The following is a 1,943-nucleotide window of genomic DNA, read 5'->3' on the forward strand; positions in this document are numbered from 1 at the left end:
GCGGCGGTGAGGCCGCCGACCTCGCGGCGGCGGCCGACCTCCGCCTCCTGGCCATGGCCGCCGGGCCGCTGCCCAGCCAGGTCCCCCACTTGTGCACCGGCCTGGCCTCGGTGTTGCGAGATCGGTTCGAACGCCACGGCGACATGACCGACCTCAGCACCGCGTTGACGGCCGCCCGCATGGCCGTGCGGGCCTGTGCCGACGACCCGGGTTCGCGGGGACGTTGCCTGGCGAACCTCAGCGGTGTCCACCGGACGCGCTTCGAGCGGACACGCCGTCCGAAGGACCTGCTGCGGGCGGTGCGCAGTGCCAGGGAAGCGGTGGCGGTGACCACAGCCGGCGCCCTCGAGTTCCCCAGTCGGCTGGGCACTCTCACCCTGGCCCTGTTGCGGGACTTCGGCCACCACCGCGACCGGCGACGCGTCGACGAGGCCATCGCGGTGAGCCGGAGCGCGGTGGCGGCCACCCACTCGGACCACCCGCAGCGCCCGGCGCTTCTGGCCAACGCCGCGAACGCGCTGCGCGCCCGATATGAGTGGACCGGCGATCTGGCCGACCTCGACGAGGCCGTCGCGCTCGCCCAGGAGTCCGTGGACACCTCTGGCGGGGACGACACCGGGCGCATGCGGCGGCGGGTCGTCCTAGCCACCGCCCGGTTGCGCCGGTTCGAGGGCATCGGCCGCCCGGATGACATCGATGAGGCTGTGGAGATCAGCAGGTCGGTGGTGGACTGGATGCTGCCGGACCACCCCCACCGCCCCGGCTTGCTCACCAACCTCTCGCTGGCGCTGTTCCGACGGTTCGAGGAGAACGGACGGGAACCGGATCTCACCGACTGCCTGCGGAACTGCGAGGAATCGCTCCGCGACACGGCGGAGGACGACCCCGAGGCCGCCCGGCGGTTGTCGCTGTTCGCCGTTGCGCTGCGGGAGCGGTTCCTGCTTACTGGCGTCGAAGCCGACCTGGATGCGGCGATCGCCGTCGCGGCTGCCGCGGTCTCGCGTACTCGGGACGGCGAGACGCAGTTTAACCTGGGCATGGCGCTGCGACTGCGGTATGAGCGCGACAAGGTCGCAGATGTCGACTCCGACCTCGTGCACGCCGCCGCCGTCGCCGCGTTCGAGGGTTGTGCGCGATCGACCGGGACGGCGCCGCTCGTCCGCGCCGCCGCCGTGGCGTACCTGGCTCGGTTGCACGGCGAGCGCCGCGACTGGCCGGCTGCCGACGCCTCGTACGAGGTGGCACTGGGTCTGCTGCCCGTGCTGACCGGGCGACAGCTCGGGTGGGACAGCAGGCACGCGCAACTCGGCCGACTGGCTGGTCTGGGTGTCGACGCGGCCGCGGTGGCGTTGCGCCAAGGCGACAAGGAACGGGCGTTGGCGATCTTGGAGGAGTCGCGTGGTGTCCTGCTCCGCCAGTCGATCGAGCAGCGTGGTGCCGCCGATGAGGTCCGACGGATCGCCCGCGACCTCCCCGACGAGGTCCGCGACCTCGCCGTCGCCCTCGCCGACGAGTTCGATCGCCTCTCCGCCTTGTTGAGCGCGGACACGGCGTCGAGCACCGAGTTCGACGTGGACCCGGCCTCGATGGCGGACCCCGCCGCCGCGCGCCGCGAGATCGCGGCCGGGTGGGAGCACGTGGTCGACCGGATTCGGCGAGAGGTGCCCGGCCTGGAGCGGTTCCGCGCGCCGCTGCGCTTTGACGACCTCGCGCCCGCCGCCGCTCAGGGACCGGTGGTCGTGGTCAACGTCTCCCGCTTCGGGTGCGACGCCCTCATCGTTCGGAAATCCGGTGTCCAGCTCGTTCCGCTGCCGGGCCTGGACCACGCCGAGGTCGCCGCCAGGGTCGAGCGGTTCGTCCGGGCGGTGGAGGCCGCCGACGGCGGCACCGACTCCGTCATGCACTCCACGCTCGATTGGCTCCGGAGGACGACTGCGGGCCCG

General features: G+C 72.7%; 1 pseudogene. It reads left to right on the plus strand.

What is annotated here, in order from left to right:
* A pseudogene (locus AB0G02_RS37455) lies at positions 1 to 1,943 on the plus strand (hypothetical protein); the annotation flags it as partial.

It is taken from the genome of Actinosynnema sp. NPDC023658 (assembly GCF_040639995.1).
GTDB lineage: Bacteria > Actinomycetota > Actinomycetes > Mycobacteriales > Pseudonocardiaceae > Actinosynnema.